Genomic DNA, 16020 nt, shown 5'->3' on the forward strand with positions numbered 1-16020 from the left:
TCGTGATCGCCGCCGTCAGCGACGTCTTGCCGTGGTCAACGTGGCCGATCGTGCCAACGTTGCAGTGCGGCTTGTTACGCTCAAATTTAGCCTTCGCCATCTTCTTTACTCCGTCAGTATCTGTCGCAGTTCCGTTAGGCCATCTTGGCGCGGACTTCGTCCGCAACCGCCTGTGGGACCTGCTCATAGTGGTCGAAAGTCATGGTGTACTGGGCACGGCCCTGGCTCATCGAGCGCAGGGTGTTGACGTAGCCGAACATGTTGGCGAGCGGCACCATCGCCGTGATGACGCGCGCATTACCGCGGCTGTCCATGCCCTGGACCTGGCCACGACGGGAATTCAGATCGCCGATCACGTCGCCCATGTAGTCTTCCGGCGTCACCACCTCGACCTTCATCATCGGTTCGAGGAGCTTCGGACCGGCCTTGGGAATGCCTTCGCGGAAGCAGGCGCGCGAGGCGATATCGAAGGTCAGCACGTTGGAGTCGACGTCGTGGTAGGCGCCGTCGATCAGGGTCGCCTTGAAGTCAATGAGCGGGAAGCCGGCGATCACGCCGGTCTCCTTGGCGAGCTTCAGGCCCTTTTCGACGCCCGGCACATATTCGCGCGGGACGGCGCCGCCGACGACGGCGTTCTCGAACACGAAGCCCGAACCCGGCTCAAGCGGCTCGAAGCGGATCTTGACGCGGGCGAACTGGCCCGAACCGCCGGTCTGCTTCTTGTGCGTGTAGTCGTGCTCGACTTTCTTGGTGATGCTTTCCCGGTACGCCACCTGCGGCGCACCCACATTTGCCTCGACCTTGAATTCGCGCTTCATGCGGTCGACGAGAATTTCGAGATGGAGTTCGCCCATCCCCTTGATGATCGTCTGGCCGCTTTCCGGGTCGGAATTGACGCGGAAGCTGGGATCTTCCTGGGCGAGGCGGTTCAAGGCCACGCCCATCTTTTCCTGGTCGGCCTTCGATTTCGGCTCGACCGCCACCTCGATCACCGGCTCCGGGAATTCCATGCGCTCGAGCACGATCGGGTGCGCGGGATCGCAGAGGGTGTCGCCGGTCGTGGTGTTCTTCAGGCCGCACAGGGCGACGATGTCGCCGGCGCGGGCTTCCTTGATGTCTTCGCGGCTGTTGGCGTGCATCAGCAACATGCGGCCGACGCGTTCCTTCTCTTCCTTCACCGTGTTGAGGACGGTGGTGGCCGAGTTGAGGATACCGGAATAGACGCGGACGAAGGTGATCGAACCGACGAACGGATCGGTCATGATCTTGAACGCCAACCCCGAGAACGGCTCGTCGTCCGAGCTCTTGCGGGTCATTTCCTGGTCGGAGTCGACGGCGACGCCCTTCATGTCCGGCACGTCGAGCGGCGACGGGAGGAAGTCGACCACGGCGTCCAGCATCGGCTGCACGCCTTTGTTCTTGAAGGCCGAGCCGCACAGCACCGGCACGAACGAACCGGCGATGGTGCCCTTGCGGATGAGGCGCTTCAGAGTGGCGACGTCCGGCTGCTTGCCTTCGAGATAGGCTTCCATGACCTGGTCGTCGAGTTCGACGCACATCTCGACGAGACGGGCGTGATATTCTTCGGCCTTTTCCTTGTACTCGGCAGGAATGTCGCCGACGACGAATTCGGCGCCGAGGCTCTCATCCTTCCAGATGATGCCCTTCATGGCGACGAGGTCGACGAGGCCGGCGAATTCACTTTCCGAACCGATCGGCAAATGAACGACCAGCGGCTTGGCACCGAGGCGATCGACGATCATGTCGACGCAGCGGTAGAAGTCGGCGCCGATGCGGTCCATCTTGTTGACGAAGCAGATGCGCGGCACGCCGTATTTGTCGGCCTGGCGCCACACCGTTTCCGACTGCGGCTCGACGCCGGCGACCGAATCGAACACCGTCACGGCGCCGTCGAGCACGCGAAGCGAACGCTCGACCTCAATCGTGAAGTCGACGTGGCCCGGGGTGTCGATGATGTTGACGCGGTGATCCTGCCAGAAACAGGTCGTGGCGGCCGAGGTGATGGTGATGCCGCGCTCCTGCTCCTGCTCCATCCAATCCATCGTCGCCGTGCCTTCATGCACTTCGCCGATCTTATAGGACTTGCCGGTGTAATAGAGGATGCGCTCGGTCGTGGTGGTCTTGCCGGCATCGATGTGGGCCATGATGCCGATATTGCGGTATCGCTCGAGCGGAGTGGTGCGCGCCATGATGCGGATTCCTTGCTCTTACCAGCGATAGTGCGAGAAGGCCTTATTGGCCTCCGCCATACGATGGGTGTCCTCGCGCTTCTTCACCGAGGCGCCGCGATTGTTGGCGGCATCGAGGATTTCGGCGGCGAGACGGTCGGTCATGGTCTGCTCGGAACGGCCGCGGGCGGTGGTGATGATCCAGCGGATCGCCAGCGCCTGAGCACGGTCCGGACGAACTTCGACCGGCACCTGATAGGTCGCACCGCCGACGCGGCGCGAGCGCACTTCGAGGTGCGGCTTCACGTTGGTGAGGGCTTCGTGAAACAGCTTCACCGGATCGCCCTTGGACTTCTTCTCGACGCTGGCGAGAGCACCATAGACGATGGTTTCTGCCGTCGACTTCTTGCCGGCATACATGAGGCTGTTCATGAACTTGGTGAGCACGACATCGCCGAACTTGGCATCCGGCAGAACTTCGCGCTTTTCAGCTGCGTGACGACGCGACATCTCTCAAATCTCCTTACTTCGGCCGCTTGGCGCCGTACTTCGAACGACGCTGCTTGCGGTCCTTCACGCCCTGGGTGTCGAGCGTGCCGCGGATGATGTGGTAGCGAACGCCCGGCAAATCCTTCACGCGGCCACCGCGGATCATGACGACCGAGTGCTCCTGCAGGTTATGGCCTTCGCCGGGGATATAGGAGGTGACTTCGAAGCCGTTGGTGAGCCGCACGCGCGCGACCTTACGCAGCGCTGAGTTCGGCTTCTTCGGCGTCGTCGTGTAGACGCGGGTGCACACGCCGCGCTTCTGCGGGCTCGCTTCAAGCGCCGGGACCTTGTTACGGGCCTTCAGGGGCGCACGGCCCTGGCGGATCAGCTGGTTAATCGTCGGCATTCTTCTTCCTCACCTCATTCGCGCGTCCGGGCCGAGCCCATTGGCGCGAGATTTGCGAACTGCATGCAGTCCTTGGCAAATGTTGCCATATGCAAACGCGACCTCATCGAACCCGACGCTCTTCACGTCTCGATGCGGCCGCTAAAAACGCCAGATTGCTCATGCTCGAAGGCAGAGGAGCCATATGTCGCTTCGGATGCTTAAGCCGGGACAGCGTCTAGACTGTGAGGGCGCTTGCGCGCCAGAGGTCTACCACCAGCCCCCTTAAAGGCGGGCGGAATATATTGATTCGATTACCCCCGGTCAAGCAGAAGAATCCGGGGTGAAATCGGGATTTTTCAAAGACTTACCTGCGGTGCGCCGGTCTCTGCATAACTACCATACGCTGGGGTCCGAAAGGTCCACCACCCCTAATTCTAGACCTCCCTGGCCTTTCCGGCCACGAAAGCAGGGTGGATTGGTAATTTTATTACTTAAAATCCGAACTTTCCGTCAGTCGCCAGGAATCTCCGTGACCGCCAGCAACGCGGATCTCAGGGAGGCGCCTCGAATGACCGTGCCGTGCCGGGCGCTCGATATGTTCCGATGGGCGTCCAATATCTGTCCTTGCCCCAGACGATCGCACGACGCACCGCTGCCAGAGGCGCCGAATCGTCGTAGCGGACACCGCCATCCGCGCCAATCGCCACCCCGAGCCGGCGCCATAGGTCGTCGAGGTCGAGCGCTGCATGGCCATAGACATGTTTCGCCGCCAGCGAGGCGAGAACGCCACCCTGCCCATTCCGCCGATCGCAGGTTTCGAGCATGCGGCGGGTCGGCCAGCGGATGCGTATGTCCTGCCCCGAATCGAGGACCGTCCGCAAGCAATCCTCGATGCCGATCGCCCCGGCGCTGCCGCGCCGCAACTCGATATCCGCCAGCAGCATGAAGAGGGCGCCGCCATAATAGGCGCGGCGCGAAGGGGCATTCATCAGTCCCGTTTCCGTGAGGGCAGGCAGGCTGCGCGGCATATTCGTCAGCCATTCGTGCCAGACCTCGTCTTCCGATTTCCAGCCGGCGCGGGCGCGCAGGATCGGTTCGAAATAGGTGGCGATGCCTTCGTTGAACCAGATGCCGGTATCGCGCAGCAAGGGCGTGCCGAGATGCAGGAACTCGTGGACCAGCACCCATTCCCGGTAAAGCTGGTCCCACCCCGCCGCCTCGCCCAGCAGAAGCAGGACAGTGGCGCCGCCGGCCGCCATGACGCGGCCGAAAGGCAGGCCCGATTTGCCGGCCGCCGGCAACACGACGAGAAGCAGCGGCGATACCGGATCGGCGCCCCAGAAACGGCGGTTGCCGGCGGCGACATCCTCGATCCATCGCCGCAGGTCGTCGTTCGAAACGGAGCGTCGCGCATCAAGGATCGCGACGGTCGCCGCCTGTCCGCCGATCTGCAGTGTGTCGAATTGGCCGAGGACCCATTCGCCGGCTTCCCCAATCGCGCCGGCCGGGATTTCATATCGCCCGTCGGAGCGGACCGGCAGGCCGACCGCATGCCCGGCGCCATCGGCCGATGACAGGCGCAGGCGCAACTCGGCCTCGGGATCCATCGGCCGCGGCAGGATCGCGCCCGGCGAGACCAGCACCGAGCGGCCAAGGCGCAGGGCGGAATCGTAACGATCGCCGGTGGCGGCGAAGCGATCGAGGTCGATGCGGAAATGCGCCCTTGACCCCACATCGGCCAGCCGTTCGATGAAGGCCGCCGCATCCGGATCGGCAAAAGTGAAAGCCGGCGGATCGGCGGTGTCGCATTGAATATGTATCTCCAACGCCGTGGCCGCCGCGCCGGCGATGTCGATATCGTAATCGCAAATCCCGGAAGCCACCGCCGGGGCGCAGGCGAGCAGCAGCGGAACCGCGCTAAAAAGACACCGGCGCATCGTGAACGACCGCCGCGACAAGACCGCGTTCCAGCCAATCCTTGATGATTTCGGCGCTGCGCGGGGCCGCGTTTTCCTGCCCGCGTTCCGCCAGCAGCCGGCACATCGCGCCGAAGGGGCCGCCATCCCGCATCAGGCCGAAGGCCGCCGCTTCGTCCTGCTCCTGCCGGCGATACTGCACTTCCTCGCCATGACGCCAGACGATCCAGGAAGTTTCATATCCGGCTGCGGCTGGACGGTCGTCCGAATCGCGCAGGAACGCATGACGCAGATCGCCCATGGAAGCATCCGCTGTAAAGACGCTGACACCGTCGGCGAAGACGATGGTGAATGTCTCCCACATATCCGGCGGCAAGGCGAACAGGTCCGCGAGGCCCGCCGGCTCTTCATCGCGCGCATCGAAGGCCAGCGCCACCGCCCAATCGAAGCGCGCCATGCCGGCGGCAAGCGGATCCATGGCGGCAAGATAATCCGGCAGCGCGCGACCCAGCCAGCGCAGGGACGGATGCCGCGACGGATATGCCGCCACATAGGCTCGCGCCAGGCGTTCGAACGCCTCTTCGCCCGACATGGCCTTGAGTCCGGGAAAGTCATTGCCGAGCGCTTCGACCAGCCGCAACCCGTAACCGCGACGATAGACCTCCAGCAGATCGGCCGCGCAAAGCCGCCCATTGCTTTGCACATGCCGCACGATGCCCTCGGCCCGATGCAGCAGATAGGCCTGAAAGTCGGCCTGCAGGGCGGAAAGGCTCGTCATGCGACCTGCGTTTCGCGCGACGCCGCGGCGCTGGCTGCAACCCGCCGCGCCTGTTCAAGCTCGTCCAGCAGCGCGCCGAGCGGCGGAATCCGATCGTCGCGCTCGATCATCGTCGGCACCGGACCGAAACGCGCGATCGCCTTTGCGTAGAGGTGCCAGACAGCCGGCACAATGTCGTGATCGTGCGTGTCGATGATATGCGTACCGTGATTCTCGTGGCCGGCCAGATGGATCTGCCGCACCAGGCCTGGCGGAATCGCGGCCAGGAAATGCTGCGGATCGAAACCGTGATTGAAGGCGTTCACATAGACATTGTTGACGTCGAGCAGCAGGGCGCAATCCGTGCGGCGCGCGAGTTCGACGATGAATTCCCATTCCGGCATTGCCGATTCGACATAGGTCACATAGCTCGACGTGTTCTCCAGCAGGATGGGCCGGCCGAGACGGTCCTGCACCTGCAGCACGCGCGCCGTGACATGATCCAGCGCCTCCTCGGTGAAGGGCAGCGGCAGCAGATCGTGCATGTTGAGCCCGGCAATGCCGGTCCAGCATAGATGATCCGATATCCAGGCCGGTTGCAGCGCCTCCGCAAGCTCCTTCAACGCGGCCAGGTAGTCGCGATCGAGCGGCGCCGTCGAACCGATCGACAGCGAGACCCCATGCATCGCCATCGGGTAGCGCGCACGCAGCTGCATCACGTGCCGGCGCGGCTTGCCGCCGACCCGCATATAATTTTCCGAGATGATCTCCAGCCAGTCTACCCGGCGCGCCGGCGCGTCGGCATGCGCCTGCAGATCGGCGTAATGGGCTGGCCGCAATCCCAGGCCGAAGCCGGTCAGAGGTGACGGCATGAATGACCTCGTGTCGGCCGAGGCCGGGCGGCGGCGGCCACGGGGAGGACGCCGCCTGCCCGACCGACGGCCGTGCTTATTCCACGACCGTGCCGCCGGCGCCGGTGCAGGCCTCGGCGCTCGGCTGCTCGATCCAGCCCTGGCCCTTGCAGCTGTTCTGGCCTTTGCAGGAATTGCTGGCGCTCTTGCACGAGCCCTGGCCCTTGCAGGCATTGATACCGGCGCAGTGCACCGCATCGGCCTGGGCCGGCGTAGTGGTAAGGCTGATCGTGCCGCCGGCCAGCAAGGCCATCGCCGCCGCAGCCAAGGTGCTGGTGGTAATCTTGGTCATGGTCGTCATGAAGCGTTCCCTCCAGAATTGTCGGTCGTTGGGGCCGGACCGCGCCTCATGCACGGAACCCGGCCAGCAAAGGAAGTTTCGCCGGCATTGCCTTGTTTGTTACAAGGCCAAAAGCCATCCCAATAGAAATCCCCGCCTGCCTGCCGGCAACGCGGGGATTTCTACCAGTTCGATCGGCTCGACTTCAGCCGAATTTGTTGGCCTTGGGGAAACCGTTCGGCGGCAGGCGGCCGGCTTGGGCGCGTTCGCCGATCCAGTCCTTGAGGTTGCTGTGCGTCTCGGTCCTGATCTTGTCGCCGAGGCGCCAGGTCAGCCCTTCCGCCTTGGCATAGACCTTGGCATCGGAAAGGCCGCCATCCTTGTATTTCTGCAGCATGACGCCGCGCCCGCGGGTCATTTCCGGCACTTCATTGAGCTTGAAGATGAGCAGCTTCCGATTGTCGCCGATCACCGCCAGCATGTCGCCATCGGCCGGCACGCAGACGGTCGCCTCCTCGCCCTCCGGCACGCTCAATACCTGCTTGCCGTTCTTGGTCTGGGCCAGGATCTCGTCGGTCGAAACGACGAAACCGCGCCCGTCATGGCTGGCCACCAGCAGTTTCGAACCCGGCTTGTGGATCATCATGGTGACGATGTCATGCTCGTTGCCAAGGTCGATATAGAGCCGCACCGGCTCGCCATGGCCGCGCCCGCCCGGCAGCTTGTCGCAAGGGATCGTATAGAATTTGCCGTTGGTGGCGAAGATCACCAGCTTGTCGGTCGTCTCGGCGTGCAATTGGAATTTCGCCCAATCGCCTTCCTTGAACTTGATTTCCGCACCTTCCTCGACATGTCCCTTCATGCCGCGGATCCAGCCCTTGGAGGAGCAGACCACCGTAATGGGCTCGCGCTCGATCATCGCTTCCAGCGGGATGATCATGGCCGAGGGCGCCTTGCCCAGTTCCGTGCGGCGCTTGCCCAGGCTCGTCTTCGGCCCATAGAGCTTCTTGAGCTCCTGCACCTCGGTGCCGATCGCTTCCCATTGCTTGTCATCGGAGGCGAGCAATGCCTGCAGCGCCTTGCGCTCGGCGGAAAGTTCCTTGTGCTCGCCCTTGATCTCCATTTCCTCGAGCTTGCGCAAGGCCTTCAAGCGCATGTTGAGGATGGCGTCGGTCTGGATGTCCGAGAGCTTCCACTTCTTCATCATGACGGCCTTGGGCTCGTCCTCGAAGCGGATGATGCGGATGACCTCGTCGATATTGAGATAGGCGATGAGATAGCCGTCGAGGATCTCGAGCCGCCGCTCGATTTCGCCGAGGCGGAATTTCGACCGGCGCTGCAACACCACCCGGCGATGGTCGAGATAGGCCTGCAGCACCTCCGGCAGACCCATCACGCGCGGTGTCTGGTTGGCGTCGAGCGCGTTCATGTTGAGGCTGAAGCGCGTCTCCAGATCGGTCTGGCGGAACAGCTGTTCCATCAGATGCTCGGGCTCGATATTGCGCGACTTGGGCGTCAGAACCAGGCGGATATCGGTTGTCGATTCGTCGTTGATATCGTCGAGGAAGGGCAGTTTCTTGTCCTGCAGCAGCTCGGCGATCTTTTCGATGAGGCGCGACTTCGCCACCTGATAGGGAATTTCGGTGACGACGATCTGGTAGCCGCCGCCCTTCAGTTCCTCCTTCACCCATTTGGCGCGGATGCGGAACGAGCCGCGCCCCGTGCGATAGGCCTCGACGATGGTCTCGCGCGTTTCGCACAGCAGGCCGCCGGTCGGGAAATCCGGCCCCGGCATCAGGTTCACCAGCGTCTCGATGCGCGCATTGGGCGTCTTCAGAAGATGCGACAGGCAATCGCAGATTTCGGCCACATTGTGCGGCGGGATGCTGGTCGCCATGCCGACCGCGATGCCTTGCGACCCGTTGGCCAGCAGGTTGGGAAAGGCCGCCGGCAGGATGACCGGTTCCAGATTCTCGCCATCATAGGATGGGCGGAAATCGACCGTCTCCTCATCCAGATTCTGCAACATGAGCGAGGCGGCCTCGGTGAGGCGCGCTTCGGTGTAGCGCATCGCCGCCGGATTATCGCCATCGATCGAGCCGAAATTTCCCTGGCCCTCGACCATCGGGTAGCGCACCGCGAAATCCTGCGCCAGGCGCACCATGGCGTCATAGATCGAGGCATCGCCATGGGGATGGAACTTACCCATGACATCGCCGACGACGCGGGCCGACTTCTTGAAGCCGGAGCCGGGATCGAGCCGCAGCTGCCGCATGGAGAAAAGAATGCGCCGGTGCACCGGCTTCAGACCGTCGCGCACATCGGGCAGCGAGCGGGACATGATGGTGGAGAGCGCGTATGAGAGATAACGCTCGCCCAGCGCTTCGGCAAGGTTGGTCAGCTTGATTTCGCCTTGTGGGGGCGGCGTGGTGGTGGCGGCTTTTTTGGCCATGCGGGGAGGCTACTTTCTGGTCACGAGCGATTCGGGCGCCATCCTATGCAGCATCGGCCTCGCGTCAAGCCTGCGCCAACGCTTTCTTACGTCATCGGATCAAGGCGTTAGCGATCGAGCAGCAATTGCCGATGCTGTTTCGGGTGAGATTCGGGGCCGATCCGCAAGGCATCCTGCTCCAGTCCGAACACCGTGAACCCCAGCCGGTCGTAAAGCTGCTCGGCCGCCGGATTGGGAATCGTCACGGTCAGCTGTAGATGCGCTGGCCGTCGCCGAGCAGGTTGCCGTTGGTGTCATAGCTGAAGGACTGTCCGGAAAGATCGGTTAGCTGATTGAGATTGTTGTAGGTGGCGGCCTGGGTGAGGGCGGACGGATAGGCCGTGGCCGCGTCGCTCGTCTCATCGACCGAGGTGATGAAATTCTCCGACGTCGTCATGAAGGCGAAGTTGGAGAACTGGCCGGCCGAGAGCCCGGCATTGCCGATGCCGGCAAGCCGCCGGTCGCCGCTGTTCGGCAGATAGCTCCAACTCGTCGCCAGCGCGCTGTTGGCAAGCGCCCGGCTGGTGATCTGGTCCGTCTCACCCAGATAGGTGAGGGCAAATGCGCCAAGATCGCTGACGTGATTGATGACGCGATTGAAGGCGTCATAGGTGAAGGAAGCGGCAACCTCCAATATGTCGGCATCGGCGGATATTCGGGTATTGGTTCCGCCAGCTTGTTCCGGGCCGGATCAAAGGGGGGCGCCGTCGTGACGTACTGGGACCTTACCTACTGACCGTCGGCGTCCGGTTCCTGTCTAGTCGGCGGATCGGCTTTGGCCAGGAAGATCCAGATCGTGCCCGCAATCGGGGTGCAGTTTGAACTCCAGCTGCCGCCACCGGCGTTGCGAGCTGCGCAGCGCGCGAGGGCGACCAATCGGATCAAGGCGTTAGCGATCGAGCAGCAATTGCCGATGCTGTTTCGGGTGAGACTCGGGGCCGATCCGCAAGGCATCCTGCTCCAGTCCGAACACCGTGAACCCCAGCCGGTCGTAAAGCTGCTCGGCCGCCGGATTGGGAATCGTCACGGTCAGCTGGATCTGCCGCAGCCCATCGAGGCCGCGGGCATAGTCGATGACATCGAGCATGAGCGCGGTGGCGATGCCTTTCCCCTGCCAGTCCGGCGCCACGGAAAGCCCGATGATCTGGCCGATATGCTGGCGCTTGGCACCAGGCTCGCGCCGGAACCCGACCGCGCCGATGAGGATGCCGGCCTGATCGAAGGCGCCCTGCCAGCGGTTGAGCGGTGTGGGCTTCAGTCGCCGCTCCGATGTGGCGAGCGGCTTTTGCGCCTCCTCCGCCGCGTCGGCGCGGAAGAGCGCCGGATAAAGCCGCAGATTGTTGAGCCGGAAGGTCCGGTATTGCGGCGCATCCGAGGGCAGCAGAAGCCGCAGGGAGAAACCGCCGGTCGAGGCTCCGTCCGGCGCGCGCATCTTCGTCAGAACCGGTCGATGCGGAACGGCCGCATGTCGAGCCCCGGATCGCGCCCGGCCGCGAGATCGGCGATGATCCGCCCGGTGACCGGCCCCAAGGTCAATCCGAGATGCCCGTGGCCGAAGCCGAAATAGGTGTTCCGGAAGCGTCCGCCCTGGCTGATCACCGGCACCGAATCCGGCATCGAGGGACGAAAACCCATCCAGTCGCTGCGGCCCGTCTCGTCAAGTTCGCCGAACATGCGTTTGCCATGGTTCATCAGTATCTGCGCACGGGCATAGTTGGGCGCCGCTTCGAGGCCACCCAGTTCCACCGTGCCGGCGAAACGCAGGCCGACATCCAGCGGCGTGATGGCAAAGGAATGATCGCCCGAATAAAGCGGCATGCGCGGGCGCTTCTGGGCATTGGGAAGCGTCACGTGATAGCCGCGTTCGGTATCGAGCGGCACCTTGTGGCCAAGCTGCGCGGAAAGCTTCCTCGACCAGGCGCCGGCCGCCACGACCACGGCATCGCATGGGTAGGATTGCCCGCCGGCCTTTACCGCCGTAGGCCCCTGGGCACCGATGTCGAACCCGCTCACATCCGCCTTCACGATCCTGCCGCCATTGGCGGCGAAGTGATTGGCCAGGCGCTGCACCAGCGCGAAATTATCCGTGACGAAGGAGTTTTCCGGGTAATAGACCGCGTGGCTGTAGATCGGCTGCAGGCTCGGCTCGAACTGGCGGATCTCTTCCTTCTTCAGCACCTGGAAATTGACTCCGCGGCGCTTTTGCAGGGCGAGGTCCCATTGATAGGACTGGAACTTCTCGTCCTTTTCGAAGACGCCCAGCCAGCCCGTATCCTTGATCATCAGCGACTGGCTGGCCAGCGCCGCCAATTCCTTATGCGCCGCCAGCGCCTGCACCAGCGCCGCGCGGAGCGTGATCGAGATCTGCTCGACCCGCTTCTCGCCGCTATTGGCAACAAAGCGCATCAGCCAGGGCGCTATCCTGGGCAGATACGTCCAGCGGATGGCCAGCGGCCCCAGCGGGTCCATCAGCATCTTGGGCACGTCCCACAGGATGCCGGGGGTCGCCACCGGAATGCAGGATTCGGTCGCAATGACCGCGGCGTTCCCCTTCGACGTACCCTCGCCCGGATCGCGCCCGTCGATCACCGTGACGCGGTGCCCGTCCTTCTGCAGGTAAAGTGCCGTGGAAATGCCGACGATGCCGGCGCCGATGACGATGAACTGACGGTTACTCATGATACCCCGATTGCCCCCTGAACCCGAATGGGGCGGAGCATGGCGCGCGCGCGGGTCCAAATCAAGAGCGCCTTCGGGTGGCAAAGCCGGACTGCCAGGAGATTTGTCCGCGTCAGCATCGCGCCTCAGCTGGACTTTGCGCTCTCGGCGGCAATGCCCTTCCTGATCAAATCTCGCATCGCGCGCATCGTCTCCAATGCCTCCGCGTCGGAATCGAACACGTAATTCATGAAATCACTCAGCACCGCCCGATCCAGCGACAGTTTTTCGCTGGCTAGGTCGAGGTCATGCGCCGTGCGCTTCAAGCGGGCGACATCACTGCTTTCGATAAACCGCGCGACCGTGGTTTCTATGCGCTTCTCCTCGAAGGACCCGGCATTCACCGCGACATTGATCAGAAGATCATTCAATGCCGGGTATGACTCTTCCATGAACTCATAGACGGATTTGCTCATATGCGAACCTTTTTTCAGTTCCGGGAAAATGAGGATTTTCAATTAGGATAAGCCGTCAGGTAGCAAAATCCACCCCGACCATCCTTTCTTAGATGGACGATGGCATTCGTGCGATCAACGACCGTTCCATTCTTGCGGACGGAAATACCGATGACGTCTTTGCCTGCATATGGCAGCGTGATCTCTCCACGATTGGGATCTTGCAGCCATTTCAAGACACGCTGTTCATTCTGCTTCAACGCCCCATAGGCCACGGCATCGACGGTTTCTTCGTCCGGAAAGCAGGAAGACGCCGATATTTTGGGTTCCGTTCTTAGACGATCGGCCAATTCCTCCTTGGTCTTGCCGACGTGTCTCTCGATCGCATGGCCGTCCGGCCCCTCATTCCCCTTGATCGGTCGCCTGAAATTGGCATCGACTGACGCGGGTCGTTGATATCGATCCGGATCGATTCAGGCGGGCTCGCCCGAGGTGAATGGACGGCAGCACCCCTATGCCTTTTGCGCGGCAGCAAGAAGCTCGGCCAGAGTCTGCAGGAAGTTCAACACATCCTGGCGCGACTGAAGGTCATAGTTAGTCAGATAGGCGATATCATCGGGCTGCAGGGAGGTGTCCAGCATGGCGCGCTGCAGATCGGCCGCAGTTGCCTGCAATTCGGCCTGATCTGAATAGCCGACATGCGCCGCCACACCGTCCTTGAGCCAGTCAGCCCCCCCTGGTTCGCCAGAATCTCGACAAACAACTGAGACAACGCGGGATATTCTGCTTCGTAATGATCACGGATATGTTCGGCCACGTTACACTTACCTCTTGGCTGTTCATTTCTGCTGCTTCTGCGCCAGCACGGCATGAACGACTTCTTCAGCTGTTTCGATGTCCGGAAATGTAGACGAATTGCTGATATTCGGTTCCTTCTGATATCGGGCATGCAGGTCTTCTTTCGTCTTGCCGACATGCTTCGCGATCCCGTGTCCCTTTGGCCCTTCATTTCCGGTGATCGACCGCTTGAAATAGACTTTGACGGACTCCGGATTCTTGGGATCCAGACGGATCCGCTCCGGTATCGCTGCTGGCAGGGTCTCAGCGGAATCCGCCTCGACCTTCTACGGCGCATCTAGCTCGTCGATTTTATTCGCGGCCTTGGCCTCGAGCTTGGCCGCATCTTCCGCGGCGTTCTCAACTTTGCGGGCCGCACCGAGGACATTGGGCGTCACCGGCAAGGCGGTGGCGACCGTGCCCAAGACGTTGCCGATGGTCGCTGTCTCGGGATGTTCGATATATTGCTTGGTATCGCCGATAAGCGAGAGCGCGTCGCCATAGACCGGAATTGCGCCCGGTAACGCTTCGATAAAGGCGCCAATCGTTCCGGTGCGTTCGCGCGCCGCTGCCGTCAGCGCCTTCTCTTGCGGGAGGTTCCTTCGATAGTCCTCGACGAAGCTGCCCTCGCCGAACAGTGCATTGCCTGCCGCGGCGAAATTGTCCGCGTAACCCAGCGTCGCGCCGTTGGCGAAGAGCCGCACGCCGTCATCGATTGCCTGCAGAACTTCCTGTGGCGAGGCGTGGCTGGCGTTCTTCTGCGCCTCGGCCATGGCAGCAAAGCAGCCAAGGCCGGGATGGACCTGCCCGGTTGAAGCCGCATTGTCGTTGGCCGGGGGAGCGGCCGCCTTGGCGGAGGAAACCGCTGCCGCCTTGGCCAAGTGGCGCGCGTCGATGACATCCTCGCCAGGCATCTCCGGACCCATGAGGCTGTCGACCTTCACGCCCTGAAACGAACGCTGTCGAAGGGCACGCACGTTATCTGGTATGCATTTACCGCGTCAGGCGTTCGATCAGACGGTCGCGGACGCTGAAGCGTTTTTCCGCACCGCCCGTGGGCAGCAGATGGGCATGGAGGAAATGGCCGGTGAGGCGCAACCCTTGCGCCAGCGCAGTCGCATCGGCCGGCGCCCCCTCCACCAGCAGGAAGGCCGGCAGCGGCAGCAGGCGTTCGGCATATTGCCCGGCCCCGGCCCGGCTGACCGCACGGCCGGTCTTGGGCGAAACGAAGGCGAGCCCATCGGTGGCACCGGTGACGGCGCAGCGGGAAAGGTCAAGGCCAAAGCCGAGATCGGCCAGCAATTTAAGCTCCCAGCGCAGATAGAGTCCGCCCCAGTCCGGGATTCCAGCGACGAGGCCGGCAACCAGGGCCGCGAAATCGCCGTGGACATCCCGGTGCGGCTCCCGCTCGGGCAGGGTCGCATCGACGACGCCGGCCGCGGCACTGAGAGCCGCAAGCCGGTCGGCATCGTCCATCAGATGCGCGATGTTGGCCTCAATGAGTTCCGCCTGGAAATGCCCCAGCTGTTCCGAAAGCCGCGCCCGCCAGTTGAGCGACAATGCGTTGCCGATCTCATAGATCGCGCGATTCCTGCGTCCCGCTCCGCCCCGCACCAATCCCATATGCCGGCCATGCGCCTGCGTGAGGCAAGATAGAATAAGATCGCCCTCGCCATGGCGCCTTGCCGAAAGCACATAGCCCGTGTCGGTGAAGTCCACCGCCTTCAGCTTTCAAAATCGAGACCCATTTCGCGGTAGCGCTCGGGATCTTCGGCCCAGCTGCCGCGCACCTTGATGAACAGAAAGAGGTGCACGTGGCGCTCGAAGGCCTGTTGCATCTCGCGCTGCGCCGCCTCGCGCACGGCCTTGATCTTGGCGCCGCCCTTGCCGATGACGATGGCCTTCTGCCCTTCCTTGGCGACGAAGACGATTTGCGTGATCTTGACCGAGCCGTCCTTGAATTCTTCCCAGCCTTCCGTCTCGACGGTCAGCGCATAGGGCACTTCGTCGTGGAGCTGGCGGAAGAGATGCTCGCGCGTCACCTCGGCCGCCAGGAAGCGCTGCGGCGCGTCGGTGATATGGTCTTCCGGATAATGATGCGGTCCCTCGGGCATGCGGCGCGCCAGTTCCGCCACCAGATCCTCGACCCCGTCGCCCTGCTCGGCCGAGATCATGAAGGTGTCGGTGAAAAGCTCTTCGCCTTCGTTGGCCAGCGCATTGAGTTCGGCGGTCTTGGCCAGCAGCCTTTCGCGCTCCTTCACCTGGTCGATCTTGTTGAGAACCAGGATCGCCCTGCGCTTGTGACTCTTCAGCCCTTCGATGATGCGGCGCGTATCCTCGTCGATGCCCTTGCGGCTGGCATCGACCATCAGGAGCACCTGGTCGGCATCGCCGGCACCGGTCCAGGCCGCGGCCACCATGGCGCGGTCCAGGCGGCGTTTGGGCGCGAAGATCCCCGGCGTATCGACGAAGATCATCTGCACGGGGCCGTGCATGACGATGCCCAGCACCTTGGCCCGTGTCGTCTGCACCTTGGGGCTGACGATCGACACCTTTTGCCCGACCACACGGTTGACCAGGGTCGATTTGCCGGCATTGGGGGCGCCGAGCACGGCAATGAAGCCGCAAGCGGTCTCCATACGCATCTGA

20 protein-coding genes are annotated in these 16020 nt (G+C 62.8%); all 20 read right to left on the bottom strand.

The window, feature by feature from the left end:
* Positions 1–100, bottom strand: a 100-nt coding sequence (locus ACE3TY_RS19305; RefSeq protein ID WP_146203664.1) for a GTP-binding protein, incomplete at its 3' end; no start/stop codon positions are given.
* Positions 101–134: 34 nt separating this feature from the next.
* Positions 135–2210: an elongation factor G gene (gene fusA, locus ACE3TY_RS19310; protein ID WP_374656039.1), complete on the bottom strand. Its 2076-nt coding sequence runs from the start codon at positions 2208–2210 to the stop codon at positions 135–137.
* 18 nt (positions 2211–2228) lie between these two features.
* Positions 2229–2699 carry a 30S ribosomal protein S7 gene (rpsG, locus tag ACE3TY_RS19315; RefSeq protein ID WP_374656041.1) on the bottom strand — a complete coding sequence of 157 codons (471 nt, stop codon included), beginning with the start codon at positions 2697–2699 and terminating at the stop codon, positions 2229–2231.
* Between the two features lie 13 nt (positions 2700–2712).
* On the bottom strand, positions 2713–3084 hold the full coding sequence (gene rpsL, locus ACE3TY_RS19320) for a 30S ribosomal protein S12 (RefSeq protein WP_374314230.1): 372 nt from the start codon (positions 3082–3084) through the stop codon (positions 2713–2715).
* A gap of 533 nt (positions 3085–3617) precedes the next feature.
* Entirely contained in the window at positions 3618–5024 is a 1407-nt protein-coding gene (locus ACE3TY_RS19325) for a hypothetical protein (protein ID WP_374656043.1), read from the bottom strand.
* On the bottom strand, positions 4984–5760 hold the full coding sequence (locus tag ACE3TY_RS19330) for a putative DNA-binding domain-containing protein (RefSeq protein WP_374656045.1): 777 nt from the start codon (positions 5758–5760) through the stop codon (positions 4984–4986). The genes ACE3TY_RS19325 and ACE3TY_RS19330 overlap by 41 nt, the downstream gene beginning before the upstream one ends.
* Positions 5757–6611, bottom strand: coding sequence for a DUF692 domain-containing protein (locus ACE3TY_RS19335; protein ID WP_374656047.1), 855 nt, complete (start codon positions 6609–6611; stop codon positions 5757–5759). The genes ACE3TY_RS19330 and ACE3TY_RS19335 overlap by 4 nt, the downstream gene beginning before the upstream one ends.
* 76 nt (positions 6612–6687) lie before the next feature.
* Positions 6688–6951 (bottom strand): hypothetical protein, encoded by a 264-nt coding sequence (locus ACE3TY_RS19340; protein ID WP_374656049.1) that lies wholly within the window; start codon positions 6949–6951, stop codon positions 6688–6690.
* A gap of 184 nt (positions 6952–7135) precedes the next feature.
* Positions 7136–9382 (bottom strand): DNA topoisomerase IV subunit A, encoded by a 2247-nt coding sequence (parC, locus tag ACE3TY_RS19345; protein WP_374656051.1) that lies wholly within the window; start codon positions 9380–9382, stop codon positions 7136–7138.
* A gap of 107 nt (positions 9383–9489) precedes the next feature.
* Positions 9490–9627 (bottom strand): hypothetical protein, encoded by a 138-nt coding sequence (locus ACE3TY_RS19350; protein WP_374656053.1) that lies wholly within the window; start codon positions 9625–9627, stop codon positions 9490–9492.
* A gap of 2 nt (positions 9628–9629) precedes the next feature.
* Positions 9630–10055 (bottom strand): hypothetical protein, encoded by a 426-nt coding sequence (locus ACE3TY_RS19355; RefSeq protein WP_374656055.1) that lies wholly within the window; start codon positions 10053–10055, stop codon positions 9630–9632.
* A 255-nt stretch (positions 10056–10310) separates the two neighbouring features.
* Positions 10311–10853 (bottom strand): GNAT family N-acetyltransferase, encoded by a 543-nt coding sequence (locus tag ACE3TY_RS19360; RefSeq protein WP_374656057.1) that lies wholly within the window; start codon positions 10851–10853, stop codon positions 10311–10313.
* A 5-nt stretch (positions 10854–10858) separates the two neighbouring features.
* Entirely contained in the window at positions 10859–12100 is a 1242-nt protein-coding gene (locus tag ACE3TY_RS19365) for an NAD(P)/FAD-dependent oxidoreductase (protein WP_374656059.1), read from the bottom strand.
* 125 nt (positions 12101–12225) lie between these two features.
* Positions 12226–12555 carry a hypothetical protein gene (locus ACE3TY_RS19370; protein WP_374656061.1) on the bottom strand — a complete coding sequence of 110 codons (330 nt, stop codon included), beginning with the start codon at positions 12553–12555 and terminating at the stop codon, positions 12226–12228.
* A 38-nt stretch (positions 12556–12593) separates the two neighbouring features.
* A complete protein-coding gene (locus tag ACE3TY_RS19375; RefSeq protein WP_374656178.1) occupies positions 12594–13007 on the bottom strand; it encodes an RNase A-like domain-containing protein in 414 nt (137 codons plus the stop codon).
* A 39-nt stretch (positions 13008–13046) separates the two neighbouring features.
* A complete protein-coding gene (locus tag ACE3TY_RS19380; RefSeq protein WP_374656063.1) occupies positions 13047–13244 on the bottom strand; it encodes a hypothetical protein in 198 nt (65 codons plus the stop codon).
* A 129-nt stretch (positions 13245–13373) separates the two neighbouring features.
* Positions 13374–13631, bottom strand: coding sequence for an RNase A-like domain-containing protein (locus tag ACE3TY_RS19385; RefSeq protein ID WP_374656180.1), 258 nt, complete (start codon positions 13629–13631; stop codon positions 13374–13376).
* Positions 13632–13658: 27 nt separating this feature from the next.
* A complete protein-coding gene (locus ACE3TY_RS19390) occupies positions 13659–14348 on the bottom strand; it encodes a hypothetical protein (protein WP_374656065.1) in 690 nt (229 codons plus the stop codon).
* Between the two features lie 16 nt (positions 14349–14364).
* Positions 14365–15090, bottom strand: a complete 726-nt coding sequence (recO, locus tag ACE3TY_RS19395; RefSeq protein WP_374656067.1) for a DNA repair protein RecO — start codon at positions 15088–15090, stop codon at positions 14365–14367.
* Between the two features lie 5 nt (positions 15091–15095).
* Entirely contained in the window at positions 15096–16016 is a 921-nt protein-coding gene (gene era, locus ACE3TY_RS19400) for a GTPase Era (protein ID WP_374656069.1), read from the bottom strand.
* Positions 16017–16020 lie beyond the last annotated feature (4 nt).

This window comes from Dongia sp., assembly GCF_041918875.1.
Taxonomy (GTDB): Bacteria; Pseudomonadota; Alphaproteobacteria; order Dongiales; family Dongiaceae; genus Dongia.

Bases quoted from the DNA above. Each gene is read 5' to 3' on its own strand.
- fusA (WP_374656039.1), bottom strand. From the start codon at position 2,210: ATGGCGCGCACCACTCCGCTCGAGCGATACCGCAATATCGGCATCATG.
- rpsG (WP_374656041.1), bottom strand. From the start codon at position 2,699: ATGTCGCGTCGTCACGCAGCTGAAAAGCGCGAAGTTCTGCCGGATGCC.
- rpsL (WP_374314230.1), bottom strand. From the start codon at position 3,084: ATGCCGACGATTAACCAGCTGATCCGCCAGGGCCGTGCGCCCCTGAAG.
- ACE3TY_RS19330 (WP_374656045.1), bottom strand. From the start codon at position 5,760: ATGACGAGCCTTTCCGCCCTGCAGGCCGACTTTCAGGCCTATCTGCTG.
- ACE3TY_RS19335 (WP_374656047.1), bottom strand. From the start codon at position 6,611: ATGCCGTCACCTCTGACCGGCTTCGGCCTGGGATTGCGGCCAGCCCAT.
- ACE3TY_RS19340 (WP_374656049.1), bottom strand. From the start codon at position 6,951: ATGACGACCATGACCAAGATTACCACCAGCACCTTGGCTGCGGCGGCG.
- parC (WP_374656051.1), bottom strand. From the start codon at position 9,382: ATGGCCAAAAAAGCCGCCACCACCACGCCGCCCCCACAAGGCGAAATC.
- ACE3TY_RS19360 (WP_374656057.1), bottom strand. From the start codon at position 10,853: ATGCGCGCGCCGGACGGAGCCTCGACCGGCGGTTTCTCCCTGCGGCTT.
- ACE3TY_RS19365 (WP_374656059.1), bottom strand. From the start codon at position 12,100: ATGAGTAACCGTCAGTTCATCGTCATCGGCGCCGGCATCGTCGGCATT.
- ACE3TY_RS19370 (WP_374656061.1), bottom strand. From the start codon at position 12,555: ATGAGCAAATCCGTCTATGAGTTCATGGAAGAGTCATACCCGGCATTG.
- era (WP_374656069.1), bottom strand. From the start codon at position 16,016: ATGCGTATGGAGACCGCTTGCGGCTTCATTGCCGTGCTCGGCGCCCCC.